At 29.4% G+C, this 25641-nt stretch carries 24 protein-coding genes, 1 pseudogene and 1 riboswitch; of the genes and pseudogenes, 3 read left to right on the top strand and 22 right to left on the bottom strand.

Annotated elements, in window-relative coordinates; translation table 11 throughout:
- Nucleotides 1-111: 111 nt before the first annotated feature.
- From ACZ41D_RS02175 to ACZ41D_RS02120, 12 genes are all read right to left on the bottom strand, one after another.
- The gene (locus ACZ41D_RS02175) at nt 112-909 is read right to left on the bottom strand and encodes an HAD-IIA family hydrolase (protein ID WP_464152281.1); all 798 of its coding nucleotides are present in this window, start codon (nt 907-909) and stop codon (nt 112-114) included.
- A gap of 19 nt (nt 910-928) precedes the next feature.
- Entirely contained in the window at nt 929-3100 is a 2172-nt protein-coding gene (locus ACZ41D_RS02170) for a beta-galactosidase (RefSeq protein WP_464152280.1), read from the bottom strand.
- Nucleotides 3101-3114: 14 nt separating this feature from the next.
- Nucleotides 3115-4449 carry an L-fucose/L-arabinose isomerase family protein gene (locus ACZ41D_RS02165; RefSeq protein ID WP_464152279.1) on the bottom strand — a complete coding sequence of 445 codons (1335 nt, stop codon included), beginning with the start codon at nt 4447-4449 and terminating at the stop codon, nt 3115-3117.
- 13 nt (nt 4450-4462) lie between these two features.
- Entirely contained in the window at nt 4463-5308 is an 846-nt protein-coding gene (locus tag ACZ41D_RS02160; protein ID WP_464152278.1) for a class II fructose-bisphosphate aldolase, read from the bottom strand.
- A gap of 12 nt (nt 5309-5320) precedes the next feature.
- On the bottom strand, nt 5321-6319 hold the full coding sequence (locus ACZ41D_RS02155) for a dihydroxyacetone kinase subunit DhaK (RefSeq protein WP_464152277.1): 999 nt from the start codon (nt 6317-6319) through the stop codon (nt 5321-5323).
- A complete protein-coding gene (gene dhaL, locus ACZ41D_RS02150; protein WP_464152276.1) occupies nt 6309-6962 on the bottom strand; it encodes a dihydroxyacetone kinase subunit DhaL in 654 nt (217 codons plus the stop codon). Before dhaL ends, ACZ41D_RS02155 begins: the two co-directional genes overlap by 11 nt.
- A complete protein-coding gene (locus tag ACZ41D_RS02145) occupies nt 6962-7813 on the bottom strand; it encodes a sugar phosphate isomerase/epimerase family protein (RefSeq protein WP_464152275.1) in 852 nt (283 codons plus the stop codon). Before ACZ41D_RS02145 ends, dhaL begins: the two co-directional genes overlap by 1 nt.
- Before the next feature lie 71 nt (nt 7814-7884).
- On the bottom strand, nt 7885-9192 hold the full coding sequence (locus ACZ41D_RS02140; protein ID WP_464152274.1) for a PTS ascorbate transporter subunit IIC: 1308 nt from the start codon (nt 9190-9192) through the stop codon (nt 7885-7887).
- A 100-nt stretch (nt 9193-9292) separates the two neighbouring features.
- Complete coding sequence (locus ACZ41D_RS02135) at nt 9293-9583, bottom strand: PTS sugar transporter subunit IIB (RefSeq protein WP_464152273.1); 291 nt, start codon at nt 9581-9583, stop codon at nt 9293-9295.
- Nucleotides 9584-9656: 73 nt separating this feature from the next.
- Entirely contained in the window at nt 9657-11684 is a 2028-nt protein-coding gene (locus ACZ41D_RS02130; RefSeq protein WP_464152272.1) for a BglG family transcription antiterminator, read from the bottom strand.
- A 690-nt stretch (nt 11685-12374) separates the two neighbouring features.
- On the bottom strand, nt 12375-13856 hold the full coding sequence (locus ACZ41D_RS02125; RefSeq protein ID WP_464150702.1) for an ISLre2 family transposase: 1482 nt from the start codon (nt 13854-13856) through the stop codon (nt 12375-12377).
- Nucleotides 13857-14114: 258 nt separating this feature from the next.
- Nucleotides 14115-15230 (bottom strand): HD domain-containing phosphohydrolase, encoded by a 1116-nt coding sequence (locus ACZ41D_RS02120; RefSeq protein ID WP_464152271.1) that lies wholly within the window; start codon nt 15228-15230, stop codon nt 14115-14117.
- Nucleotides 15231-15261: 31 nt separating this feature from the next.
- On the opposite strand from ACZ41D_RS02120, the gene ACZ41D_RS02115 reads away from it, so the two are divergent.
- The gene (locus ACZ41D_RS02115; protein WP_464150957.1) at nt 15262-16293 is read left to right on the top strand and encodes an IS6 family transposase; all 1032 of its coding nucleotides are present in this window, start codon (nt 15262-15264) and stop codon (nt 16291-16293) included.
- A gap of 243 nt (nt 16294-16536) precedes the next feature.
- Here the strand turns inward: ACZ41D_RS02115 and ACZ41D_RS02110 are convergent, their stop codons facing one another.
- The 6 genes and pseudogenes from ACZ41D_RS02110 to ACZ41D_RS02085 form a co-directional block, all read right to left on the bottom strand.
- The gene (locus tag ACZ41D_RS02110; RefSeq protein WP_464152270.1) at nt 16537-17160 is read right to left on the bottom strand and encodes an HD-GYP domain-containing protein; all 624 of its coding nucleotides are present in this window, start codon (nt 17158-17160) and stop codon (nt 16537-16539) included.
- A gap of 110 nt (nt 17161-17270) precedes the next feature.
- A riboswitch (cyclic di-GMP riboswitch) is annotated at nt 17271-17354 on the bottom strand.
- 194 nt (nt 17355-17548) lie between these two features.
- Nucleotides 17549-17962 (bottom strand): bacteriohemerythrin, encoded by a 414-nt coding sequence (locus ACZ41D_RS02105; protein WP_464152269.1) that lies wholly within the window; start codon nt 17960-17962, stop codon nt 17549-17551.
- 111 nt (nt 17963-18073) lie between these two features.
- A complete protein-coding gene (locus tag ACZ41D_RS02100) occupies nt 18074-18724 on the bottom strand; it encodes an SOS response-associated peptidase (RefSeq protein WP_464152268.1) in 651 nt (216 codons plus the stop codon).
- A gap of 251 nt (nt 18725-18975) precedes the next feature.
- Nucleotides 18976-19377 (bottom strand): annotated as a pseudogene (locus ACZ41D_RS02095) (alpha/beta hydrolase); the annotation flags it as partial.
- A gap of 98 nt (nt 19378-19475) precedes the next feature.
- Nucleotides 19476-19910 carry a hypothetical protein gene (locus ACZ41D_RS02090; protein ID WP_464152267.1) on the bottom strand — a complete coding sequence of 145 codons (435 nt, stop codon included), beginning with the start codon at nt 19908-19910 and terminating at the stop codon, nt 19476-19478.
- The gene (locus ACZ41D_RS02085) at nt 19900-20109 is read right to left on the bottom strand and encodes a helix-turn-helix transcriptional regulator (RefSeq protein WP_464152266.1); all 210 of its coding nucleotides are present in this window, start codon (nt 20107-20109) and stop codon (nt 19900-19902) included. Before ACZ41D_RS02085 ends, ACZ41D_RS02090 begins: the two co-directional genes overlap by 11 nt.
- Nucleotides 20110-20311: 202 nt before the next feature.
- Between ACZ41D_RS02085 and ACZ41D_RS02080 the strand changes: the two genes are divergently transcribed.
- Nucleotides 20312-20497 carry a zinc-binding dehydrogenase gene (locus ACZ41D_RS02080; RefSeq protein ID WP_464153104.1) on the top strand — a complete coding sequence of 62 codons (186 nt, stop codon included), beginning with the start codon at nt 20312-20314 and terminating at the stop codon, nt 20495-20497.
- 16 nt (nt 20498-20513) lie between these two features.
- On the opposite strand, the gene ACZ41D_RS02075 is transcribed toward ACZ41D_RS02080, so the two are convergent.
- From ACZ41D_RS02075 to ACZ41D_RS02060, 4 genes are all read right to left on the bottom strand, one after another.
- The gene (locus ACZ41D_RS02075) at nt 20514-21146 is read right to left on the bottom strand and encodes a hypothetical protein (RefSeq protein WP_464152265.1); all 633 of its coding nucleotides are present in this window, start codon (nt 21144-21146) and stop codon (nt 20514-20516) included.
- Nucleotides 21147-21191: 45 nt separating this feature from the next.
- A complete protein-coding gene (locus tag ACZ41D_RS02070; RefSeq protein WP_464152264.1) occupies nt 21192-21437 on the bottom strand; it encodes a hypothetical protein in 246 nt (81 codons plus the stop codon).
- On the bottom strand, nt 21406-22899 hold the full coding sequence (locus ACZ41D_RS02065) for a sodium:solute symporter family protein (protein WP_464152263.1): 1494 nt from the start codon (nt 22897-22899) through the stop codon (nt 21406-21408). The genes ACZ41D_RS02070 and ACZ41D_RS02065 overlap by 32 nt, the downstream gene beginning before the upstream one ends.
- 211 nt (nt 22900-23110) lie before the next feature.
- Complete coding sequence (locus ACZ41D_RS02060; RefSeq protein WP_464152262.1) at nt 23111-23818, bottom strand: lysostaphin resistance A-like protein; 708 nt, start codon at nt 23816-23818, stop codon at nt 23111-23113.
- Between the two features lie 167 nt (nt 23819-23985).
- On the opposite strand from ACZ41D_RS02060, the gene ACZ41D_RS02055 reads away from it, so the two are divergent.
- Nucleotides 23986-25467: an ISLre2 family transposase gene (locus ACZ41D_RS02055; protein WP_464150702.1), complete on the top strand. Its 1482-nt coding sequence runs from the start codon at nt 23986-23988 to the stop codon at nt 25465-25467.
- Nucleotides 25468-25641: the final 174 nt, after the last annotated feature.

Genomic DNA, 25641 nt, shown 5'->3' with positions numbered 1-25641 from the left:
TATTATTTAATTTATGTTTCTACTTCTTCACCTGTTATTGTAATTATATCACAAAACTGTTTTCTAATGAAGCTCTTTACTTAATCAATTTTAGGTTAAATCTCATATGTGCTACTTTATTAATTTTTCATTTATCTCTTTTAAAGAATCAAAAACATAATTAGCTTTTATTTCTGAATTATTGTAATCCTCAATACTTGTTTCTCCGGATAATACTAAAATAGAAGTAATTCCTGCATTTTCTCCAGTTTTTATATCTGTATATAGTCTATCCCCAACCATAGCAATATCTTCTTTATTATATTCATATTTTTCGCATAAAGATTCTATTATTGTTTTATTTGGCTTTCCTACTACATAAGGCCTTCTTTGTGTTGATGCATATATAAATTCAATCATAGCTCCAGCATCTGGCATAAATTTAGAATCTTCAAGAGGACAGTTAAAATCTGGATGTGTAGCAATATATTCAACCCCATCCCTTATAAAATCACAAGCAATCCATAGTTTTTCATAAGTTAATGTTGTATCAAAGCCGAGAACTACAAAATCAGGTTTTTCACTTCTATCTTTAATTAATTTAAAACCAGCATTAGTAAATTCTTCTTCAAGTAACTTAGTTCCAAGTAAAAATATTTTCGCACCAGGTTTCTTTTGCCTTAAAAATATGGTAGTTGCTTCACCAGATGTAAATACACGGTCTGGTTCAATTTCTAAACCCAATCTTTTAAGTTTCTCCACATATGCATATCTATTTTTAGATGAATTATTCGTCAAAAATAAATATTCCTTGTTTTGTTTCTCTAAAGTTTCAAGAAAATCAAGTGAACCATCTATTAGCTTGTCTCCTAAATAAAAAGTACCATCCATGTCCAACAAAAAACACTTTATATCCTTAATATCTTTCATAAAATCACCTTCTAGCTCCCTATACTATTTTTAATATTAAAACTTCATTTTTGTTTACAGTAACATTCCATACTAATTTCCCATTTTTATAACTTATTGAATATTCATCCCCATTTATTAAATCTATAGCCTTGCTGTATTTTTTATCAGTTTTTAGAGATATTCTAACATTTTTCTTTCCGTTAATAAAGAAATTAGGATGATCTTTAGTCACATAATTTGTTATAAATATATATCCTTTATCATTACTCTCTAAATAATGTCCGTCTATCTCTTTGTATTTTCTATTTGTATAATCCAAAGATAATTTAGGTTCTATACCTTTATTTACTAATATATCATCAATTATATCCCATAGTAAATAAGAATGATTATTTAAATAAGCCATATCTCCATGTGTTGCAAAGAATAGTCCAAATCCTTTACCGTATGGATTAAGTGTAACTGCTGGTAAATCATCATTAAATCTAGCTAATACTTTAATATCATCTGAATGTGTAGATATCACTTCCTTGTGCCAAAAACCAGAATAATTTTTATTATTAAATGTTACATTAGGATCAGTTTTTGCATAGGTATTCTCAACTTTTATTCCAAATACATCTGATAGATTAAAGCATGGAACTTGATGATTGTACCAACCATATTGCCCCAGCCTACCACATCTAGGAGTACCAATTAATATACCACCATTATATACATATTTTTCTAAGTTATTGCTTAACTCTTCATCTATAACTGCCATTAATGGCATATAGATAGCTTTATATTTATTTGCATAGCCATTTTGCAAATGCTCAGGAGTTATAAAATCAACTGCATAATTTTTCTCCCAGAATACCCTATATGCCCCTCTTAAAGCATCAAGAAGGTATTTTTCCTGCCCCATACCATTAAGAACTATAGCATTTTCTTTTGATATAAGTATTCCTATATCACCAATAGGATTCTTAGCTTCAAATATTTCTTTCCCATGTTTATTTAATATACAACCAATTTCCTCTGCTGCTTTTGTTCTCTCAGTTGGATTGCCATCTAAATCTACAATAGCTCCCCAATGGAGAGGTTGAAAATCCCATTCCCGCCATCCTTGATATAAGGTTAATTTAGCACCATGTGCAGCAGCTTCGAATACATTTCTTGCTAAATCAAATCCCTTAACATTTCTACTTGGTCCCATTATCCAACCATTAATTGGTCCGCTTTCAGTCTCAAGAAGCCAATAATCTTTTTTTAAAGGTTTTGATGTACTTCTTGCCATATCTAAAAACATAGAAGAAAACTCTGGCTTTGTTTCTAGCTTATCACCACTACCTGGATATAAATCATACCCTATATAATCAACAACCTTCGCCATTTCAAATTGATCAAGTGCGGTTAATACTCCTAATGGATCTTGTGATTTTATAAAAAAGATATTTGTAGATGTTGGATGAACAGGATCAAGATCCTTTATAATACCGTTCTGCCAGCTTACGAAATCTACGTAATTTTGCATAGAAAATAATCTCCAATCGAGCCATCTTGTAACACTAGACCAACTCGTCGGTTTAGCTTTAGGAGGTTCAATTTCTTCCCATGTTGTATGATATGTATTTGTAGCCCCCCATCTATATGCATAATTTAATTCATCAAGTGATTTATACTTTTCTTTTAACCAGTTCCTAAATTTTCGCTGGGTATACTCACAATAACAATAAATGTCTATATCTCCTTCTTTCAATGGCATAAAAGGAAATCCTATTTCATTGTGAATTTGATATGCATAGAGAGCTGGATGATCTTTATATCTATTAACCAAAGTAGTTATATATCTTTCACTTTCTTTTAAATATCCTTCATGGTCAATACATGCCCATGTATAAGATACATTGTTAGGATACTGTTCGCCATGATTATTCACTATATTAGAATCTGGATACATCTTATGAATCCAGTATGGAGGTGAAGCTGTTCCTGTTCCTAATAATATTTTAATTCCATATTTATCACATAAATCAAAAAATTCATCTAAAAATTTAAAATTAAACTTACCTTTTTCAGGCTCAATACGATCCCATGTGTTAAATAACTCTGCAGTTCTTATTAACTGTATCCCTGATTGCTTCATAAGTTTTAAATCTCTTTCCCAGTCATGTTTTTCGTGCATTAACGGGTAGTACCCTGCAGCATATATAAATCTATTTTGCATGTCTTTCCCTCCTACTAGCACTTAATTACTTTAATTTTTAACCATTTACATACTTCAGTTAATTCTTCTTCTATGTCTTGATATACTATAGCATAGTGGTGTTCTATTCCATTTTCCATTATAGTATCTATAACTTTTTTCGAAGGTATATCAAACATAATATCTGCTTGATTTGCAACTAAATCTCTATCTTCTTCAACACTCTTGCCTTTAGCCATAAATAGAACATATCCTTTTTCCTTTTCCGAAAGTTTAATCATCAACACTTTTCCTTGTTTCATTTTAAATTCAGTTGCAAAGCCTATTCCATTTTTAATAGTAGGATGCTCAATATATTTTACTTCACAGTTTTTTCTTGCAAGACAAATTGGTGCTGGACCACAATGCCATACTTTTGCTATTCCTTCTTTATTTACATTAACTAAATCAACAAAAAAACTAGGCTCATTAGTAATTAAGTACTGAATATACATTGTGGCTAATCCAGATATATCTCCTTCACACGAAGTCATAATTCCTTCATTATTTAATCTTGACACAACTCCACATACACTGCAATTGTATAAAGACTGAAATTCAGGCCAGCACTTAATAGCAAAGGCATTTATCCTATTTGCCTCCTTAAAATCTTTGATTGCAAGATAAATCCTAGCAGATTTTCTAAGCATCTCATCTGTAGTTTCAATAATGGCTTCATCTTTCATTTTAGCGACTTCTTCTTCTACCCTTTCATTGCTTATTTTCTCAGCATCTTTAAGGAGAGAGGCCAAAGAATAATATCTTATTTCAGGTCCTATCTCAAACTTAAAACGCAATTCATCTACATTTGACAAGTAAAACCCAGGAACTCTTCCTCCTATTATACAAAATCTACTTTGTTTAAGCTTTGTTTTTACTTCTATTGCTTTTATCACTCTATCAATTTTATCGTAAACCTCATCATCCTCTATATCTCCATACACATAACTATAATCTTTATGTGCTTTTTTCAGAAAACTTCCAAACATATTTAATCCGCACAATGAATTTAATGGTAATCCTCTATAACCCTCTATATATGGTTCTCTAAATCCCCATAAAAGCAATGGAGTTTCTTTAAATAAATCGATAACCTTTACCATTGCACTCCCATGTGAATAAGTACCACATTGAATTATTAATAAATCTACATTTTCTTTTTTTATCTCATCTAATGCATTTTTAATTTGGTCTTCTTCAATTAAAATATTCTCCTTATATACTATATCATGCTTTTTTTCTTTAAAATACTTTATTGATCTCTCTAAATACCCTTGTGCAATATCATATCTAAAATTAGGAAATCCAAATGACAATAAACCAATTTTCATAATTTACCTCCTCTCAACGGCTCATACACAGCTTAATTTTTTCCAACGATTTTTTAATCATTCTCTGTCTACCTGACTCCTGAGCATTCATCATATATATCTTTTTATTTTTTTCATACGCATCTACAAAACCTTTGACAAATTCGGAATCTATTTCGGTAAAAAAATTAATTTTTCTAATTCCTAGACTTATGGCCTTTTTTATATCTTTATCTGGTATCCCTGTGCCTCCATGTAATACAAGAGGAATTTTAGCTTGCTCTTTAATCTTTTTAAGTCTCTCAAAATCAAGTTTTGGCTCATATTTATAATGGCCATGAGCATTTCCAATTGATACTGCTAAACAGTCAACATCAGTGCTTTCAACGAAAAAAGAGGCAAGTTTAGGGTCAGTCATCAATCCTTTAATTGAATCAACTTCTACTCCTTCTGCTCCTGCAACCCTACCAAGTTCAGCCTCAACAGTAACATTTCTTTTTTTTGCATAAGCTACAACCTTTTTAGAATTCTCTACATTTTTATCTAAGGACACATTAGAACCGTCATACATTACAGATGTAAAACCTGCATCAATAGCCTCTATACAATCCTCTACCGTTTCTGCGTGGTCTAAGTGAATTGCTGTTTTAACATCGTATTTTTTACCTAATATCTTTATTATTTCTACTATTTCTGTATAAGAAATTTTTTGTACATTTAATTGTATTGGTGCAACCTGTAATATAACTGGATAATTTACTATTGATGCAGCTTCCATAACAGCGTTAATCGTTTCAACATTACTAACATTAATTGCAGCAATTCCTGATTCTTTTTTCTCTGCATTGTTAAGCAAAGTTTTCATGTCCAATAATTTCATTTACTCACCACCTTATATTTTAAAACCAGGAGCATCTGTTTCCTTTGCCCACATTTTTTTCATCTCATCATCTAATTTGCAAAAAGCAAGTGCTATGCCTCCCATTTCTTGAGTAGTAACAAAACTTCCAATTGCTGGTTTATACACCTTTATGCCTTTATTGCTAAGAATTTTTTCAACTTCATTATAAAAGATAAGCAGTTCCATATAAGTGGTCTGTCCACATCCGTTAACTAACACAGCAACTTCATCACCTTCTACATAAGGTTTATCATTTATTAGTTTTTCACACATAACTTCAGCAATCTCCTTAGCTGTAGAAATCTTCATCGTATGTGCTGATGCTTCTCCATGTACTCCCATACCTATCTCTATTTCATCTTCACTAATTTCAAACATTTTATATCCAGTAATAGGAGATGTTCCCGGTACAGTTGCCACTGTTAATGTCCTAGTATTATCTCTAACCTTTTCTGCCATTTTTACTACTTCTTCTAAGCTATGTCCTTCATCTGCATATGAGCCAACAATCTTATAGCTAAATAAAGTACCTGCTGTACCTCTTCTTTCCTTTTCTTTCCCTTTTGGTGCAGATGCTATGTCATCGTATAATATTACACCTTTGCAGTTTATATCGTCATCCTGTGCCATATCTATTGCCATTTTTGAATTGATCACATCACCTGCATGGTTAGAAATTAGCACACATACACCTTTACCAGTATCAGCTGCTTCTATAGCATCGTACAACGTATCTGGACCTGGTGCTGCAAATATTCCACCATATGCATTAGCAGTTAACATATTTTTACCAACAAAACCTATACATGCTGGCTCATGTCCAGAACCATTTCCAATAACTACGCCAACTTTTCCAGCTTCTAATTCTTTCCTTAAAACCACATTACTAGTAGGATGCTTTTTTATTTTATCTCCATAAGCTTTTACAAAACCTTCTACTGTATCATGAACAATATTATCACAATCATTAATAAATTTTTTAATTTTCATCTGCTTCACTCCTCTTATGACTTATATATTTATGCATCTCTTTAATTAAATAATAAAAAGATGTAGCACCTGCATCTTGATGGCCAATAGCTTTCTCTTGTAAATATTTTGAGCGACCCCTCTTAGCTATTAATGGAATAGTCGCTTGCACTCCTGAATAAGCAGCTTCTACTGCCTTTTTAACAGCCTCTTCTAAATTATCTCCTTCTTCTTTAGCTTTTAATAAAGCTTCTGCAGTAGGATGAATTGCATCTATCATGGTCTTATCTCCAACTTTAGCACCACCTAAATCACATATCTTATATTCAGCCTCGGCTATTCCTTTGCTTAATTCATTTACCCCAAAAGTTTCACTACCTTTACATGCCTTTGATAACTCTAAAAAAATCGAACCGAATAATGGTCCCATAGCTCCACCAAGTGTAGAAACTAAAGTCCTACCATATAGCTTAAAATAATCTCTACATGTTCCTTCTTCTACTGCAAGTATTTTTTCCTTTGCTGCCTTTGCACCTCTTGCCATAGTAATTCCATGATCCCCATCACCTATTACAGCATCATATTTTGATAATTCTTCTTTTTTTTCTATATACATATCAGCAATATTTATTAACATTTCTCTTACTTCCTTTGAAGTTAACATTATTTCCCTTCCTCCCTAAACAATTTTTTTATAAACTTAATACCTTCCCGAGCTGCAGTATTACCATCTTTCTCTATATTTCTCCATATATAAACGTCTTTGCCTACACCACATTCAGACATGACGAAATTTTCTAAAGTAATCCATCTATCATAGTTTATATCTTTAATTCCTCTTTTAACTTCATCCCAATTTATACTTCCGCTGCCTGGTACTCCTCTATTGTTCTCACAAAAATGAATGTGGTAAATATCTTCTCCACCTTCAACAATAGCATTGTACATATTTTTTTCCTCTATATTAGAATGGAATGTATCAAAATGAAGCTTAACATTTTTATTGTTTATTTGTTTAAGATATTCTTTGCCTTCTCTTACTGTATTAAGAAAATAAGATTCATACCGGTTTAATATTTCAATTGCAAGTACAACTCCTCTTTTCCCTGCATATTCTCCAATTAAACTTAATGCCTCTAAGCTCCTTTTAATATCGTCTTTTGCTTCACTTCTCATTTTAGCCTGACCCCAAGGAGCATAAAGTACACCGCCTAAACAGTCACTCTCCAATTCGTTGCAAATATCAATACATCTTTTTAAATGCTTTATCCCATTATCTCTTATTTGCTCCTCTGATGATGATATATCTCTTTGTGGATTCAACCCTGTACCACAAGTACATTCAAGACCATATTCATTTAATAATTTTTTTACCTTTATTAAGTCTATTTCATCAGGAGATATTAAAGGTAATTCTACTCCGTCATATCCATATTGTTTTACTACTGGTATATACTGCAATACATCTTCTGTCCATTCTCTTGTAAATGTTGATAAATGTATACCAAATTTCATGCTCAACCTCCCCGAAATTTACTAAAAATATGACACGCACAAAGTGCATGCCATATTTTTATATAATGAACTTAGAATAGCCTAGAGAAAAATGAACTAATTATTGCCCATAGTGAGAAATCATTACCACCAAATGCTTGGTTAAATCCAGCTACTGTATTAAATAATACTGGCATTGCTAAACTAACCAATAATACCATTACTACACCACTTATGGCACTGGCTAATATTGCTCCTCTTCGTCCACCGTAAGCATTAGCAAAAATTGCACTTGGAGCAACATCAAAGAAGCAAGCTACAGTAAGAGGAATTATTGCATATGCCATAGTTCCTGTTGAAGCCATTATTACTATAGTTAAAATACTTGTAATCATACTTGCTAAGAAACCAATTGTTAATGCATTTGGAGCATATGGAAATACCATTGGTACATCTAATGCTGGTACTGAATTAGGTATTAATTTATCAGATATACCCTTAAATGCTGGAACAATTTCACCAAGCATTAGACGAACACCTGCCAATAATACCGTAAGCCCTGCACCAAAAGTTAATCCTGCCATTAAACTGAAACTAAATAAGTCATATTGCATACCACCTATTGTTCCAATGCTTCCTATAGCAGCGCCAAAAGCAGCTACTCTGGCTTCAGTTCCGATAATTAAACCTACAATTATATAAGTTAAAAACAAAATTAAAGATGTAGCAATTGTAGTTTCTTTAAAAAAGTCTAAATATTCAGGAACTTTTAAATCTTCTGTCGATTTTTCTTTGTTTCCAAATAACTTACCTATACCTGCACCTATGAAACAAAATACAGCAGTAGTATGACCAATTGTAAATTGGTCAGTTCCAGTTACTTTCTTAACTAAAGGTCTCATCAAAGCTGGAACTACTATTATATACAATGATAAAAATAATGTTGCAAAAACAATTAGTCCTATTCCAGATAAGCCTGCTTCAACTCCTACAGCTACAAATATATATGACATCCAGAAAAAGATATGTCCAGTTAAGAAAATGTTCTTCATTGGTGATATTCTAGCAACAATTAAATTAATTATAAATGCTAATAAAATTACGATACCAATCTCACTACCATGGGTACCTATAAAGTTTACCCATGCATTTGGGTCAAACTGATTACCTTGAGGTAGATCATATAATGTCGAAAACGCACTAGCTAATGGAGAAATTGATGTACTGATAATATTAACTCCTTTAAAAAGTACTATAACTCCTATAATTGTCTTAAAGGTGCCTTTTAATACGTCACTAAAGCTTTTTTGTTGAATCAATAACCCCACTAAAGCTATTAATCCTAATAAAATTGGTGGCTGCTTGAAAATATTGTTAGTTAAGTAGTTAATAAACCCCATACAATTTATACCTCCTTTATAATTTTTTATAAGCATACTTAGGCCTGTTAAGCTCTAAGTTTTATTTATCATTAATACAGAGTGGAAAATATTTTATTTCCTAAAGTAATTCTTTAATTGCAGCAATACCTTTTTCTTCGATTTCATCTTTGTTCATAAAATTGTCTATTTTAACTAAAGGAACACTTACTTTATCAGCAAGTTGATTATAGAGTTCGTTAGAAGTGAAAATTATATCTGCTGGATATGATGCAGCGGATGTAATATCTGTATTTACAACTTCTGCATCAACATTATTCTTCTTTAAAATCTCATCAATATTCATTTTCAATATCAAGCTTGTTCCTACCCCAAAGCCACATACGGCTAATACCTTAATTTTTTTTCCCATTTTAATTCCTCCTTATTTATTTAAATAACTTACAGAATTTTTAACTTGTAGTAATTATATAATTTCTTTAATATCACATTTGTTTATCATCAATTATTTTTTCGTAAATTTCATCAACATCAGTAGCATTATTTAAGAATTTAATATTTTTCTCCACAGATAAAAATTTAGCCAAATCTTGAAGAGCTTTTAAATGCTCGCCCTTGTTATTTGCACCAAATGCAAAAACAATGCTAACTGGATCATTTTGTTTGCTACCAAATTCTACTGGATTTTTCAAAGTAATCATACTCATACATGTTTCTTTTACTGATTCATCTGGTCTAGCATGTGCAAATGCTATACTAGGCATAACTACTATATATGGTCCTAAATCCTTAACTGATTGAATCATATTATCGACATATGATTTTTCAACCTTCCCCTCATTAACTAAAATACTACCTGCTTTTTCAATTGCTTCTTCCCAATCACGAACTTTAACATTAAGCATAATTGATTCTTTTTTTAATATATCCTTTAACATAAGCATCTTCCTTTCCTTATCTTCATAGCTGTATTTATAAATAACTCTAAACTTATTTAGTTGCAATATTAATTGCTTTATTTTATAAATATCATCATTGCACATAAAAGGGCTAACTATTACCACATCAGTTTCATTTACATTCAAAGGAATTGTAGATATAACAAAATCTATTTCCGTCTTAAACTGCTGATAATCATATACAGAACAAGTTTCAATTAAATTTAAGTTAGGAATTTCTTTTTTTATTCTAGTAGATAAAATGCTTAAAAACGATATTCCTTCAGGACATATTAATAATGCTGTATATATTGATTGTTTTTCACTAATTCTTTCATAAGCAGCACGAACATGTAGTACAATATAAGCAATCTCATCATCACTGACATTTTCACCAAAAACGTCAGACATATCCTTTATTATTTCTTCTATAACCTGATATACAAAAGGATAATTGGTTTTAATTTCTCCTGTGTACATATTATTTATTTGCGAATTATTTTGAATTCTAGCTAAAGCACTTTTTAAGTGAAGTGCTAAACCATTGAACAATTGAGTGTCATCTTTAATATTAATGTTGATTTTCTTCTCAACATAAGATATAAATCTTTGCGTAATTTCAATAGTTTTTCTATCAACCACTTCATCTATCGACAATTCCCTAAGTTTATTTATAGTGTTAAATGATTTTGATTCAATTAAATATTTTGCTAGTTCATTAACTTCTCCAGCTTGTACATCAATATCATTATACTTAGATATTTTATAATACAAATCTCTTGCAATACTATATTCAATAGTTTCTTTTAATGAATTATTAGTCTTATCAATAACCTTACCTTTACTCACCCTATTAATCATTATTGACATATAAAAAATCACCTTAATAAAATCAACATCTGTGAGAAAATAATTGTATTTGTTTTGAATTTTTACTAGATCATCAGCTAATTTTTTCATAACATTAATTTGAATAAAATCACTATAATTAAATATTAAGTCATTTATATCTTCATAATTAATTTCTTGCCTTAATATTTTTAAAATATTTTCACTATCGAATACATCTAAAAAAATAAACAATTGCAACTTGCGAATTCTTTCTTCTGTTCCTTCAATGTAAAATCCACCTTTTGTGCTTTTAGACAATTGAAGCTTGTATTCATTTAAGTATTGCTTTGCACCTTTTATGGTCTTGATGATTGTATTTTTACTTAAAAACAGCTTATTGCTTAAGCTTTCTATAGTTAATGGTGTTTTACTATTTAGTAATTCTAAAACAACATATTTAATTCTCTCTTTATCAGAAAGTATCCTATTTTCTACTGATAAAAATTTCAGCTTTCCTAACAAAACATCTCGTTCGCAATAGCTCTTTAGTTTTATACCTTTTTTTGGAACTCTAATTAAGGTGGCTTCATTTTGAGTTAACCAGCTATCAATTAAATCTATATCATATCGAATAGTTCTAGTACTCACCTCATATTTAAAGGCCATTTGTTTAATACTAATTGGCTCAAATTCTTTTATAAGCCACTCAATAATATCAATTTGCCTTGAATTTAAACAAATCATCAATTGTCCTCCCGTATTATTAACTAAGTGGAGCGTTTTCCTATTTATAAAATAAAACCCTATAAATTAAAATCAAAAAATTTTTGATTATTTAATAAAACAAGTTTATTAAATGAGTAAAGCTCATAGTTAAGAAAGATTATTTCTTAATATAAGACTAACATTTTGCTTAACACAATGCCAGTTTAAATTATTTCACTTTACTTTGAAATAGTTTTACCTTGAAACAAAACTTGCTTCTTATCATAACTTTTGTGTAAAATTAAAAGGCGGGGAAAAATTCCCTGCCTTTTAATTAGTATAACCTATTATTTTTATTGTGTCTACTCATTTACATTTCATGATACTGTCAAGTAAAAGTTGGCAAAATTATTATTTTTAAATTTAATCATCCAATTTTGCTGTTTTAATTATGTTTTTATGCCCGATAGGGCAAGAGTATTCTATTTATACTTTCTACAATTTTAAAAATAAATTTACATATACTTTACAATGATTTCAAAATTGTTATTCTATAATACTAGACTTATGATTATAGAATAACAATAAGTCTGAGAGCCCTATTTTTAGGTCTAATTCTATTTATTCATCAGTATTAATGCTCTATTATGTTGTATTTTTTTAGGCTTATATTAGAGCATAGGTATCGTATGTTAGCTTATTCTTTTAAGTTATATAATATATTAGATATTAAAAACTTAGGTTCATTTGACTTGCACATTTGCAACCTAACATGTCCTTTATGGCTTTTCTTCCGTTAGTTACTGAACATTGACTAAATGGCATGCTTGCTCTTTTGTGTTTGTATATCTTGCTTTTCTTTGGCTTTTTATTTACTTCTGCTGCTGTTAATCCTACTTTTTCTATTATTTCTTCAAGCTTTTCTTCTTTTATTTCTTTGTTCAGTAGTGATTTTATTGTTGTTGCTAATTCTTTGCTTGCTTTTTCTGCTAGTATCTTGGCTAAGTTACTGGCTCCTTGTATTGACCAACTTGTTTTATTCCCTTTCATCCTTTGTGCTAATATATCACATATGCTATGTTCCATTGTTCCTAGATTTCTATATTTAATTCCTTCTGGTGGTTGCGGCATATTTATGTCTGGGCGAAGTTTGTAGAGCACTATCCCTTCTTTGTTGTTTACTAGGTAATTATATAGTGCCTGTAATTTCTTCATTTTCTTTTGATTATCATTGTTTTCTATCATTAGTTTTGTTATCATTTCTAATCCTTCTTCTATGTTACCATTGCTTAGTTTCTTTATTATTTCTTTTGCCTTTTTCTTATCTTCTATGTTCTTAAGTACTGCTTGATTTCTATGAAATGGATCTAATTGAAAGTGTGAATTGTCTTCTTTTATAACTTCTTTTATCCAGTTTGCTCCATCTCCATTTACTATTTTTGTTTCTATTTCGTCAGTATTATATTGTTTCGCTATTTTGGCTTGTCTTAGTTTTCTAAATTCTTTACTACTTCCAAAGCTTGCATATGCTTTTTTGTTCTTTAGTACATATCTATCTTTTTTCTCATGCTTCTTCTCCCAGCCTTCATAAAAAATTCCTAATTTTAGTTCTTTTTTCTCTTTTCCCTTAGTCTTTTTATCTTTACCTTGGATATTTATCCACACTCCATCCATTTCTTCAAACAATATTTTTGTTTCTTTTTTGCCTTGTAATTTTTCTTCGTTGTTTAATTTTATTTCGTGTTTTTCTTTTTGTTTTAGTTGTTCTCCTAAGTTTTGTATTATGTTCCAAGCTGCTGAATGACTTATACTTTGGTTTGTCATTTCTGTTATTTTATTTGCTGTTTTTCTATATGATTCATCTGTTGCTAGATCTACTATTTTTTCTACTAGATTTGTAGATATATGTCCTATGGTTTCCATTTTTAAGTATTCATCTAAAAGGCATTTGTAACCTCTTTTACCCTCTTGTGTAGTATATTGATATATTCTACGTTTATATTCAATTTCGCCCATTATTGTTTTTATGGTAGTTTTCTTTAATCCTTTATTTCTATATTCTTCTTTATCTCTTTCTTTCATTAATTTATTATCTAATTTTTCTAATAGCTCTACGAGCATTTCACATGCCTGTCGGCATACAAGCTTATATATAATTTTCTCTAAGTTCTTGAAATTAATTTCTTTTTCATCTAAACTTATATTATACATGTAATCATCCCTTTTATAGTTTTCTTATTAATTACTATTATATTGGATGATTCATATATGTTAAAGGTGCTTTCGGGCATCTTTTTCATTTTTGTTGTTTTTGCCTACTAAAATTATACTCTAAGTACTTCTCCTATTTAATATTGCATCCATCTATAACCCTCCTCAAGTAAAATCTTTAAAAAACAATGTACCTATTTCTACTTTATAATTCTCTAATTGCAATTTGAAAACAATAAAAGAAAAACATTCCTTGTCTTATGCAATTCCGTTAAGTGCTTTTCTCATTTCTATTTGTTTTCTAAATATTTGTCTAAATATTATATCCCTATATTTTTCTTTTATTCCTACAAATTGATATCTATAATGAATATTATTCATTATTTTTACATTACTTATTACTTCTCCGGTTAATGGCACTTCTGTTCCATCATCAAATTCTACAATTATACCATACTTTTTATCTTTCGTTATAGGATAATTATCTTCTAAACTAAATACAAGATCATTACCAGAAATTCTAGTAATTATAATATCAAAGCGTTTTCCAGTATTTATTTCAAATAACTGTCCACTTAAAGCCCACAATAATCCAAAAGCCTGTTTATTTTCTTTTGCATTTACATTAGATAAAATAATTTCACTGTTGTATATGTGTTTTATTCGTGTTGAATATTCAAATACGATATTCAATCTTTCTATAGCTAATGAAGCACCTACTATATCTTCCTTGTCGATACCTGTAGCTGTTTTTACCATATCAAATATCAAAGTATTATGTTCTCTTTTAACAAATCCGTCAACATAACGATATCCATCCTTCAATTGTATAGCTAATCTTCCAGGAATAATAGGTTCTTCTAATGAAGCACCAATATAATTTAATCTTTCCCGCAAAATTTCTATAGCTATATCAGCTATTACAGGGTCAAAATCTTTTCCTTTGCACTTTCTAAGCTCTCGAATTGCCTCACCTAAATCCTTTTTCTTTTTATAGCATCTATCAGAAATAATTGCATCTATTGAATCTGCTACTTTCAGTATTCTACCTTCAATACTTATTTTTTTGCCTTTTAATTTATTTGGATATCCCGTTCCATCCCATTTTTCATGATGCTCAAGTATACACCTAGAAATATGGCTATCTGAAAACTGTCCCATAATTTCGTTATAGTAATTATACCCTACTTCAGCATGCTTTTTTACTTCTTCGTATTCTTCTTCTGTCAATTTATCTTCTTTATTCAGAATATCATTATCTATAAATATTTTCCCTATATCATGCATTAGTGCTCCAATGTATATATTACGTTCTGTTAACTTAAATGAAAATTGAAAGTCTCGAACTCCTTTAGGTATAATAGCAATAGACACAAAAACACTACTCCAAAGGAGGTCGAGACCTATGACTATTATACCAAAAATTAAGTGTCCTAGATGTAATTCTTCAAAACTTTATAAATTTGGCAAAGATCCTTATGGTTATCAAAAGTATCAATGCCGTGATTGTAGACGTCAATTTTCTACAAAGCCTAAATCTAATACTACACGCAATACCAAACATCCAAGATGTCCCAAGTGTGGCAAAGCATCTTTTATTCATCATAATTATAAACACTATACAAACTATAGATGCTCAGATAAAAAGTGTTACCATTCTTTCTTTATCGCTAAACCAACTACTATCGATAATCCCTCATCGTCTAACCTTTCCGGTAAAACTGATTTTAAAAGAATGAGGTTTCCTATGTTTGTTATTATTACTGCTCTTAACCTTTATTTTTTAAATAATTCTTCAACAAGGAAGATATCGCAGTTTCTATATATCACTTATAATATTAAGGTTTCCCATGTATCCATTGCATCCTGGGTTAAAAAGTTTGCACCTTTGTTTGACAGTATATCTAGTAAGCTTTCTTCAACCATTGACTTATCTTCTTCTGATGAGTGGCATGCTGATGAAACTGTTGTTAAAATTAATGGTAAAAAACATTATCTCTGGTTTATCATTGATTCTGAAACTCGCTTTATTATAAATTTTCATCTATCTCCTTACAGAAATTCTAACCAGGCCTTCAGCCTTTTTAAAAAAGCAAAGAAATTTGGCATTCCTAATACTATCGTTACTGATAGATATAGTGCTTATAAGGTGCCTGCTAAATCTATCTTTGCCGGTGCCAACCATATAAGAGTTGAATCTTTTGATGATGATATATCAAACAATATAATTGAATCTTTTAATAAGGAATTTAAAGCCTGGTATAAACCAAAGCGAGGTTTTAACTGTTTCGAAAGCGCTAATAACTTAATTGCAAACTTTGTATTCTTCTTTAATTATATACGGCCTCATTCTTCTTTGAGTAACCTTACTCCTGCCCAGGTAGCAGGTGCCAAATATAGCGATAGAGATCGCAGTAATTGGTTATTATCTGCATAATATTTACTTGTTAAGGGTTCTCTCTGCTTTGCCTTATTTCTTGGTTTATTTGCTATGCAATTTTTATTTTTACAGCCCTTAACCATTCCATAGCTATTTAAAATAAAGCTGTCAAGGGCGAGCTTTGCTCGTTTATCTTGACCCTTGACAGCTTTATTGTAATAGCTAAAATTCATATAGGGCTGTAAGGTCAAGATCCATTAAGAATTTTTCTATAAAATCATGCTATTTTTTCATTTTAAGTTAACAGTTCCATATATTAAACACCTTTTTTTCAGGAAAGTTCATTTTTTTTGCAATCGAAATCGCCCACGTCGCAACATTATAATTATGTCTAATCATATATTCTGACTTATTTTTGAATATTTCATGAACAAAAGTAATTGTCTTATACAATACTTCATTGGAAAGTACTTTTTTTTCAATGTTAAAAAACTCTAATATGTATTTGTTCATAATTTCATTTAAATTTTTAATATTTAAAGTTATGACTTTTTCATTTAAACTACCTATATAAACAAATCCTATTAACTCTGTATCTTTAATCACAGGAATGTATATTTCAATTTTTACACCTTTTACTAAACTATTTTCTTGTTCTTCACTGATAATTGCTTTTCTTTCATTAAACATATTATTTATAATATAATTGCTGTAAACATCAATATACATGTTTTGAAAATCTAAATCTGATAATTTACTATCTTCATTAACTACGTGTAGTATCTTTTTTACCTTGCAACCTTTTATTGAAAATAATAAGCAGAAATCTGCATTAATATCACTTAAATATTCTTTTAATTCCGCTGCAAAATTATTATGTCTTGATTCAAATCGTATGGTATTAGCTTCTAAAAAGTTCATCATTACTTTCATCCCCTTTTAGCATTTTTAATAAAATAATTAATGCTGAAAAGTTAGGATAAACAATTAAAAAAACTTTCCTTGATTGCCGAATGGAAAGTTTTACCTAATTCTTCAGCAACCGGCTACCATAGTTTATCAACCTTAGGCCCTTGGCTTTGCGTCCCTATTTTTCAATAGGTTTGCCTTTTTTGAAAAGTATGTACTTAATTATAAATGGTAATTTAGACCTATATAGCAATAGGTCTAATTGACTATTTATATAGGTCTTTTATACTATTATATCATATTATATCGAATTTTGTAAATATTTTTGTTTTTTTCTTTTTTTACTGCATTTTTAATTAGCTAAAAAAGGGGAAGCTAATATCATGCTTTTCTTAAAACAATATTAATATACACCATTTTTATTAAAGAATTCCTTATATCTTTGGTCCGACTTTAATATATGATTCTCTATCCAATTTGCAATAAATACTACCATATCCATTCCCATTTTCTTTTGATTTTCATCTAATTCTTCTGATTTTATAGACATTATTTTGTTTACAAAACCCTTATGTTGTTTTTTATGTTGCTCTAAATCTTCATATCCATACTTTTTCATGAGCTTTTCTTCATAACCAAAATGATATATAGTATAATCTGCTAATTCTGATAGTATTTCCATCATTTCATCATATCTATCTATATCATCATCTAAGGTCGCTAATTCATATAGTCTAGAACCTATTTCAAATAATTTTTGATGCTGCTTGTCTATCTCTTTAATATTACAGCTATATTCATCTTTCCACTTAAACATTTTATTCCCCCCTTTTTCCCTTAATTCATTATTACTATTATACCCGTGCTGTTATCTATTTAACAGAATTTTTACCTGAATGCTAAAATTTACACATCCTAAATCTGCTTTTCAATATTGTATTTTCATTTTTAGTTGCTCAAATTTATCTTTCCTAGTTATTCCTGCTTCACATTTTTCAATTTTTAATTTATTGCCAGTATTAGACTTAAGAATTTGTTTGACTAGTCTAGTTGATGTATTTTTATTAATCCATAAATCTAGTTCGTCGTTGTTAATTATAAGTGGCATTCGATGATGAATTGCCTTTATATCTCCTTCAGCCTCAGTGGTTATAATAACAAATGACATTTGTTCTCTCTGGTTTGTATCATAAGATATCCTGTAAATACCTCCAAGTAATATTAAATCGTTATCGTAGAATCTTATCTTATATTTAGTCTTTTTTCTATTTCCTTCATCCTTCCACTCATAAAACAAATTAGCAGGAATTACACATCTTGAACCTAATATGGCATTTTTAAACATAGGTTTTTCTGTAATAGTTTCACTCCTTGCATTTATAACAACTTTTTTATTGTTACTGTTTGAAAATCCCCATTTTGCTAGAGTAATAGTTTTACTTTCTTCATCCAAAATAATAGGTGCTTTTTTACTTGGATAGAAATCGCCTACATTGTATTCTGTAACCTTGTTGTTTTTTATTTTATATTTTTTTATTATCTCACTTATTTCTCTATCGAGTAAAAACCTTCCACACATATATACACCTCCATTAATTTAAAAGATAGTATAAATAAATAAATGAATAATAATTATGTTCTTTATGCATATGTATACGTAGATGGAAATCTTGATACAGTTAATCCTAATAAGGTTATAATAAGAAACAGTATTTTTGTACGTGAAAACACATCCTAGCCTTAACTGTGCTCCTATTTATATATATTTTGCTTCCTCACAAATATATTGCCATCATTTTATCTACACACGATATTAACTGAAGAAATATTTCAATTCTGACCTCCTTTTAAGTTTATGTTGGATAAAAACTCTTTAACTCCATTACAAAACTCACTTGGATTATCCAAAAAAGGTGTATGTCCTGCATACTTGATTATGGTCATCTTCTTGTATGGTGCATTTAATGCATTATAATATTGACTATCATTCCCACCTTCTATACTCTTAAAAATAGAATTCCTAGGTAAAATTTTTTTAGAATCGATAATTTTATTTATTTGAACAACTCCATCTTTAGTTCCCCAAATAAATAAAACAGTAATATCAATTTTAGATAAATCATTGGTATCTTCACGATATGATGCATATAATATCAAAGCTTTTATATCTTCTTGATTATTATATGCGTAATCTGATGCCATAACACCTCCAAGAGAATGTCCACATATAGCCCATTTTTTATCTCGAGATAAGTGTTTTTAATTTCTTCAGCTTTATAATAATCAATAGATCAAAATAGAAAACCCACAATAAATATTCCTAAACTCCCTTACATTTCTCTATTGTATTTATTAGTATATGCAATCAACAATATTATGCGAAATGCATAGATTACTAACATTATTCCAATTAGGGTAAAGTCAACATTAGCTATAATCAGTCCAAATATCATAATAGGAAAAACTAAATTATAAATATCATAAACTTTGCTTTTTGCTTTGTTTTTTATTGTTATGTTCCTTTCGTCTTTAACTTCAATTACTTTTTTATCCATCAATTCAGGGTTTTTAGTGTAAATCCTAATTGAAACAAGTTGTGCACCTGCTGCTCCTATTAAACCTGCTCCCAATCCCATTAGTGCACCTTGCAAACTACTATTTTCTCTTTCTGAAAAATCTCCAAATACTCCAAAACCTATTAAAGCTCCTCCAACTAAAATTGATAATATAATTGAAATAATTTGAATCCTCTTTTTATTCACCATCAACACCCTCCTCATAAATAAAAATATTTTCAATTGTGGTTTTAAAGTAACGAGCAATTTTAAAAGCTAATATTATAGATGGATTATATCTCCCACTTTCCAATGAACTTATTGTCTGCCTAGAAACTTTAAGACCATTTGCTAATTGTTCTTGAGTAATCCCATGGGCCTTTCGTATTTCTTCTAACCTATTTTTCAATAATATATACCTCCTTTTAAGATGTAAAGTTTACTTTACATTAATATAATACCTCTGCGTTTCAAAAATGTCAAGTAAACTTTACATATGTAAAAATAATATCTGTTACACCCAAAATATATGTAAAATTATTCATGAACAATTAATATATTTGTTTTTTTCTTAACAAACATATTGACAATTTTATAACGGTGCTAGCCAAATATTTGTAATCCAAAGAAAATCAATACGTCAAGAATACGCACGTAACGAAAATGTTGCTGCAGTTCTTGATCCAAATGAAGTTGATGTAGTTGCTGAAATTAGAAAATTAACAAATGGTAATATGGCAGATGTTGCCTTTGAAACGACAGGATCTGAACAATGTTTTAAACTATTATTAGATTAAATCATAATAGTAAATATTATAAAATATAATCAATCCTTATATCATTCCATAAATCATTAATGTTTAAATCTTCCAACGTAGCGTTATTCAACAACTTTTCTACGGATGTAAAATGCTGTTTTGTCTTTGTTTCTTCGCAATATATGTACCAATTAGTATCATCACTTCTACTTACAAAATAATTCTTTCCATTATAGCTAAATTCTATTTCTCTTCCACTTTTTATTGCATTATAGAATTCATACTTAGTATCTTTTAAGAATAAACTACCAATCTCAATAATAAAATATGGTCTTTCCATTCCCGTATTAGCATAAGATTCATGTGCTATATTCCAATTTCTTAAAACTATATTTACATCATTAACTGTTAATTCTATCTTATCTATTGGAAGTACCCCTTTAACAGAATAATACACTAAATATTCCCTTCTGCCTATTTCATTATTAAACCCTAAATCCATTATTTCTAAGGGATAATAAATATTTATACCAAACTGTTGAAGAAACTTTACGATGTTAGGATAATAAGTAATAAAGTTTAATCTAAAATTTTCACACTGTTCGCAATGACACTGTTCATTATATTTGTCTCGATATTTTTTTGTGCTTTCAATGTCTACAATGATATCATAACCTTGAATCTTCATTATAACCACCTTACCAAATGCATTATTTTTCTGCTTAGTAAGTACTTAATTTAAAACTTTGTCTAAAACTTTTTTATAAAGTTCTCTTAAAGTAACATCTTTCAAATCCAATCCAAGCTCTTTGTTCTTATAATCTAACTTTCCAATATCCGGAAGACAATTTTCATTATCTATAACTTCATATTCATCAGTATAAGCTATTTCATTAGTGCTTTTTAAAATAATACGACTTTCTAGAATTCCCTCTATATCGCTTTCATCAATACTTAGACTGATTACTTTCTTTCCCATAGCAATATACCCCCCTTGATATACTTGATATATTTAATAATCCTGCTTGTTTGATAAATCGATCTGCCTTTTCATATTCTGGTTTAGTAAGCATACTTACTATAACATAAACAAATAGTGAAAGTGCAGCACCAATAACTACCTGCATAGCAGATTGTTCTTTCCAAAATTTTGGAAGCGTTATACCAAATTGATTTAACAAATTATAAATACAATAAGTAAATCCGACAATCATAGAAGCTGTAGCTCCATTGCTATTACCCCTACGCCATATAAAGCCAAGTACAAGAGGAACGAAAACTCCTGTAGTTATAATATCAGATGCTATCCAAGAAATCTCTAAAATAGAACGAATCCTCAAAGAAATAATCAAAGCAACTGCTGTAACTATAAGAGTTGAGATTCGAGAAAATTTGAGTTTCTTTGCCTCATCATTTTCCTTTGTATTTAAATCAATTGCAATAGTCATTGCACCAGTATTGATTAGGGAATCCATTGTAGACATAATTGCTGCAGAAATACCAACAAATACTATTGCTCCAAGAACTGGAGGCATATAGTCAGTAACAATAGCAATTACAACTCCACCTTCTGGTAATTTATCAAATAATACAATTCCTGCCATTCCAGTTAGTACTACAATTAAATACAAAGGTATGTATGCAAAAAAGCTCATAACTGTCATTTTTCTAGCATCTTTATCATTTCTAGTAGCAGAAATACGCTGCCATACATTGGCCTGTATCATCCACGAACAGCCAAATGTAATCACATACATCATATACTTCGAAGCCCCAGCAGTAAAGCTCATGAACTCACCTTTTTCTTTTAAAGTAGCTACAGAAGAAATGTTTTCTAAGCCTCCTGCGTTTATAATTGCAATGACAAATACTGCTGCAGCAGATATAACTAGTAATACAAATTGAATAATATCTGTAAAAACTACGCCACGAAAACCTCCAAACATAGAATATATCAATACGATTCCTGTACCTACTAAAACAGCAGCCTCATAATTCATGCCAAGGTATGTGCCAAAAAAATTACCGATTCCCACCATCTGAGAAGCGGCAGAAAAAGTCATAAAAACAAGTATCATAACAGACAATAATTTTGAAGTAAATAAATTATATCTTGCTTCCATCATCTTTCCCTGTGTAAGATATCCTACTTTTCTTATTGCCTTTGCTCCAAGTATCATCAAAAATGTTGAAAGAAGAACTGGAACTCCATAATACCAAAATGCACCTAACCCGTCATCATAGGCAAGATCAGCAGTAGAAATTGCTGAACCTGCACCCCACCATGATGCTATAAAAGTAATTGATAATGCCCAAAATGGCAAACTTCTACCAGCAAAAAAATAATCTTCCACAGTATTATTTTTCTTTTCTTTTGTTACCGCAATAAGTAAAACTGCAAAATATAGCAATAATCCAATTAAAGAAATAAATTTTAACATTAAGTACCTCCAGATGTTTGATATTTTTATTTAATATTACAACAATAAATTCTTTATGATTAGTACCTGATTACATATGTACCCGTTTAAGTGTATATATAAACTTCTATTTTATATTTTTCCAATATTAAAGTTCTTTTATGTTTTCTTGCTTTGTCTAATAATTTGAGTCATATTTTCTATGAGTTTATATGTTCAAAACAACTTGATTCTATCCCGAAACTTCTGAATCATATTTTCTTTTATAATAACTAATAAATTCATAAAAGTTTAAACTAAAATGCAATATAATGCAGTAAGTAATTGAACCTGTTTGAATAACTATAATACCAAAAAATATTCCCATTAATAAATAAAAAATGGTATTTGCAAAATCAAAATGAAGTACTGCAAAAAATATACTGGTTATTATTAATGTTAGAAATATGCTATACTTTTCATTCAAGGTACTAAAAAAATATCCTCTAATTAATATTTCCTCAGCAATTGGTGCTGTTATACAAACTTCCAAAAAAGCCGCAATAGGGTTAGAAAAAATTCCTTCCAGTGTTTGTGTTGAATCATCAACTTCATTTGAAAAGTGTCTATCTATTAGTATTTGAATTGTATTTTCGTATAAGAAATTAAAAGAAAACATAATTAATAAAGTTACAATTAATGTTTTAATATTTATTGTTTTAAAATAATCATAACTCACAGAATTTTTATAGTGTAAAAAAACTATAAATACTAGATAAAGAATACCTTGGACTATTCTTTTAATTATTATCAAGTTTTTTGATTTTACTTTAGAAGATAATTTACTAAACAATTCGCTAATCAAAGAATATACAATTATAAAAATAATAAATGATACTATAAAGTTTAAAATTGGATACTCAATTTTTTTAGTGACATATAATATATTATTTTGACTCATAGCCTCATTCCTTTCATAATGTTTTTACTCAGCAAGATATATCTTAGAGTATAATTTTAGTAGGCAAAAACAACAAAAATGAAAAAGATGCCCGAAAGCACCTTTAACATATATGAATCATCCAATATAATAGTAATTAATAAGAAAACTATAAAAGGGATGATTACATGTATAATATAAGTTTAGATGAAAAAGAAATTAATTTCAAGAACTTAGAGAAAATTATATATAAGCTTGTATGCCGACAGGCATGTGAAATGCTCGTAGAGCTATTAGAAAAATTAGATAATAAATTAATGAAAGAAAGAGATAAAGAAGAATATAGAAATAAAGGATTAAAGAAAACTACCATAAAAACAATAATGGGCGAAATTGAATATAAACGTAGAATATATCAATATACTACACAAGAGGGTAAAAGAGGTTACAAATGCCTTTTAGATGAATACTTAAAAATGGAAACCATAGGACATATATCTACAAATCTAGTAGAAAAAATAGTAGATCTAGCAACAGATGAATCATATAGAAAAACAGCAAATAAAATAACAGAAATGACAAACCAAAGTATAAGTCATTCAGCAGCTTGGAACATAATACAAAACTTAGGAGAACAACTAAAACAAAAAGAAAAACACGAAATAAAATTAAACAACGAAGAAAAATTACAAGGCAAAAAAGAAACAAAAATATTGTTTGAAGAAATGGATGGAGTGTGGATAAATATCCAAGGTAAAGATAAAAAGACTAAGGGAAAAGAGAAAAAAGAACTAAAATTAGGAATTTTTTATGAAGGCTGGGAGAAGAAGCATGAGAAAAAAGATAGATATGTACTAAAGAACAAAAAAGCATATGCAAGCTTTGGAAGTAGTAAAGAATTTAGAAAACTAAGACAAGCCAAAATAGCGAAACAATATAATACTGACGAAATAGAAACAAAAATAGTAAATGGAGATGGAGCAAACTGGATAAAAGAAGTTATAAAAGAAGACAATTCACACTTTCAATTAGATCCATTTCATAGAAATCAAGCAGTACTTAAGAACATAGAAGATAAGAAAAAGGCAAAAGAAATAATAAAGAAACTAAGCAATGGTAACATAGAAGAAGGATTAGAAATGATAACAAAACTAATGATAGAAAACAATGATAATCAAAAGAAAATGAAGAAATTACAGGCACTATATAATTACCTAGTAAACAACAAAGAAGGGATAGTGCTCTACAAACTTCGCCCAGACATAAATATGCCGCAACCACCAGAAGGAATTAAATATAGAAATCTAGGAACAATGGAACATAGCATATGTGATATATTAGCACAAAGGATGAAAGGGAATAAAACAAGTTGGTCAATACAAGGAGCCAGTAACTTAGCCAAGATACTAGCAGAAAAAGCAAGCAAAGAATTAGCAACAACAATAAAATCACTACTGAACAAAGAAATAAAAGAAGAAAAGCTTGAAGAAATAATAGAAAAAGTAGGATTAACAGCAGCAGAAGTAAATAAAAAGCCAAAGAAAAGCAAGATATACAAACACAAAAGAGCAAGCATGCCATTTAGTCAATGTTCAGTAACTAACGGAAGAAAAGCCATAAAGGACATGTTAGGTTGCAAATGTGCAAGTCAAATGAACCTAAGTTTTTAATATCTAATATATTATATAACTTAAAAGAATAAGCTAACATACGATACCTATGCTCTAATATAAGCCTAAAAAAATACAACATAATAGAGCATTAATACTGATGAATAAATAGAATTAGACCTAAAAATAGGGCTCTCAGACTTATTGTTATTCTATAATCATAAGTCTAGTATT

The organism is Brassicibacter thermophilus, assembly GCF_055378355.1.
This window is presented reverse-complemented; position numbering and strand designations above follow the sequence as displayed.

Coding starts and splice junctions, on each gene's coding strand:
- ACZ41D_RS02110 (WP_464152270.1), bottom strand. CDS start 17,160: ATGATGAACTTTTTAGAAGCTAATACCATACGATTTGAATCAAGACAT.
- ACZ41D_RS02160 (WP_464152278.1), bottom strand. CDS start 5,308: ATGAAATTATTGGACATGAAAACTTTGCTTAACAATGCAGAGAAAAAA.
- ACZ41D_RS02125 (WP_464150702.1), bottom strand. CDS start 13,856: ATGTATAATATAAGTTTAGATGAAAAAGAAATTAATTTCAAGAACTTA.
- ACZ41D_RS02170 (WP_464152280.1), bottom strand. CDS start 3,100: ATGCAAAATAGATTTATATATGCTGCAGGGTACTACCCGTTAATGCAC.
- ACZ41D_RS02070 (WP_464152264.1), bottom strand. CDS start 21,437: ATGGGAAAGAAAGTAATCAGTCTAAGTATTGATGAAAGCGATATAGAG.
- ACZ41D_RS02165 (WP_464152279.1), bottom strand. CDS start 4,449: ATGAAAATTGGTTTATTGTCATTTGGATTTCCTAATTTTAGATATGAT.
- ACZ41D_RS02145 (WP_464152275.1), bottom strand. CDS start 7,813: ATGAAATTTGGTATACATTTATCAACATTTACAAGAGAATGGACAGAA.
- dhaL (WP_464152276.1), bottom strand. CDS start 6,962: ATGTTAACTTCAAAGGAAGTAAGAGAAATGTTAATAAATATTGCTGAT.
- ACZ41D_RS02115 (WP_464150957.1), top strand. CDS start 15,262: ATGACTATTATACCAAAAATTAAGTGTCCTAGATGTAATTCTTCAAAA.
- ACZ41D_RS02055 (WP_464150702.1), top strand. CDS start 23,986: ATGTATAATATAAGTTTAGATGAAAAAGAAATTAATTTCAAGAACTTA.
- ACZ41D_RS02140 (WP_464152274.1), bottom strand. CDS start 9,192: ATGGGGTTTATTAACTACTTAACTAACAATATTTTCAAGCAGCCACCA.
- ACZ41D_RS02065 (WP_464152263.1), bottom strand. CDS start 22,899: ATGTTAAAATTTATTTCTTTAATTGGATTATTGCTATATTTTGCAGTT.
- ACZ41D_RS02060 (WP_464152262.1), bottom strand. CDS start 23,818: ATGAGTCAAAATAATATATTATATGTCACTAAAAAAATTGAGTATCCA.
- ACZ41D_RS02100 (WP_464152268.1), bottom strand. CDS start 18,724: ATGTGTGGAAGGTTTTTACTCGATAGAGAAATAAGTGAGATAATAAAA.
- ACZ41D_RS02090 (WP_464152267.1), bottom strand. CDS start 19,910: ATGGTGAATAAAAAGAGGATTCAAATTATTTCAATTATATTATCAATT.
- ACZ41D_RS02105 (WP_464152269.1), bottom strand. CDS start 17,962: ATGTTTAAGTGGAAAGATGAATATAGCTGTAATATTAAAGAGATAGAC.
- ACZ41D_RS02130 (WP_464152272.1), bottom strand. CDS start 11,684: ATGATTTGTTTAAATTCAAGGCAAATTGATATTATTGAGTGGCTTATA.
- ACZ41D_RS02075 (WP_464152265.1), bottom strand. CDS start 21,146: ATGAAGATTCAAGGTTATGATATCATTGTAGACATTGAAAGCACAAAA.
- ACZ41D_RS02155 (WP_464152277.1), bottom strand. CDS start 6,319: ATGAAAATTAAAAAATTTATTAATGATTGTGATAATATTGTTCATGAT.
- ACZ41D_RS02135 (WP_464152273.1), bottom strand. CDS start 9,583: ATGGGAAAAAAAATTAAGGTATTAGCCGTATGTGGCTTTGGGGTAGGA.
- ACZ41D_RS02175 (WP_464152281.1), bottom strand. CDS start 909: ATGAAAGATATTAAGGATATAAAGTGTTTTTTGTTGGACATGGATGGT.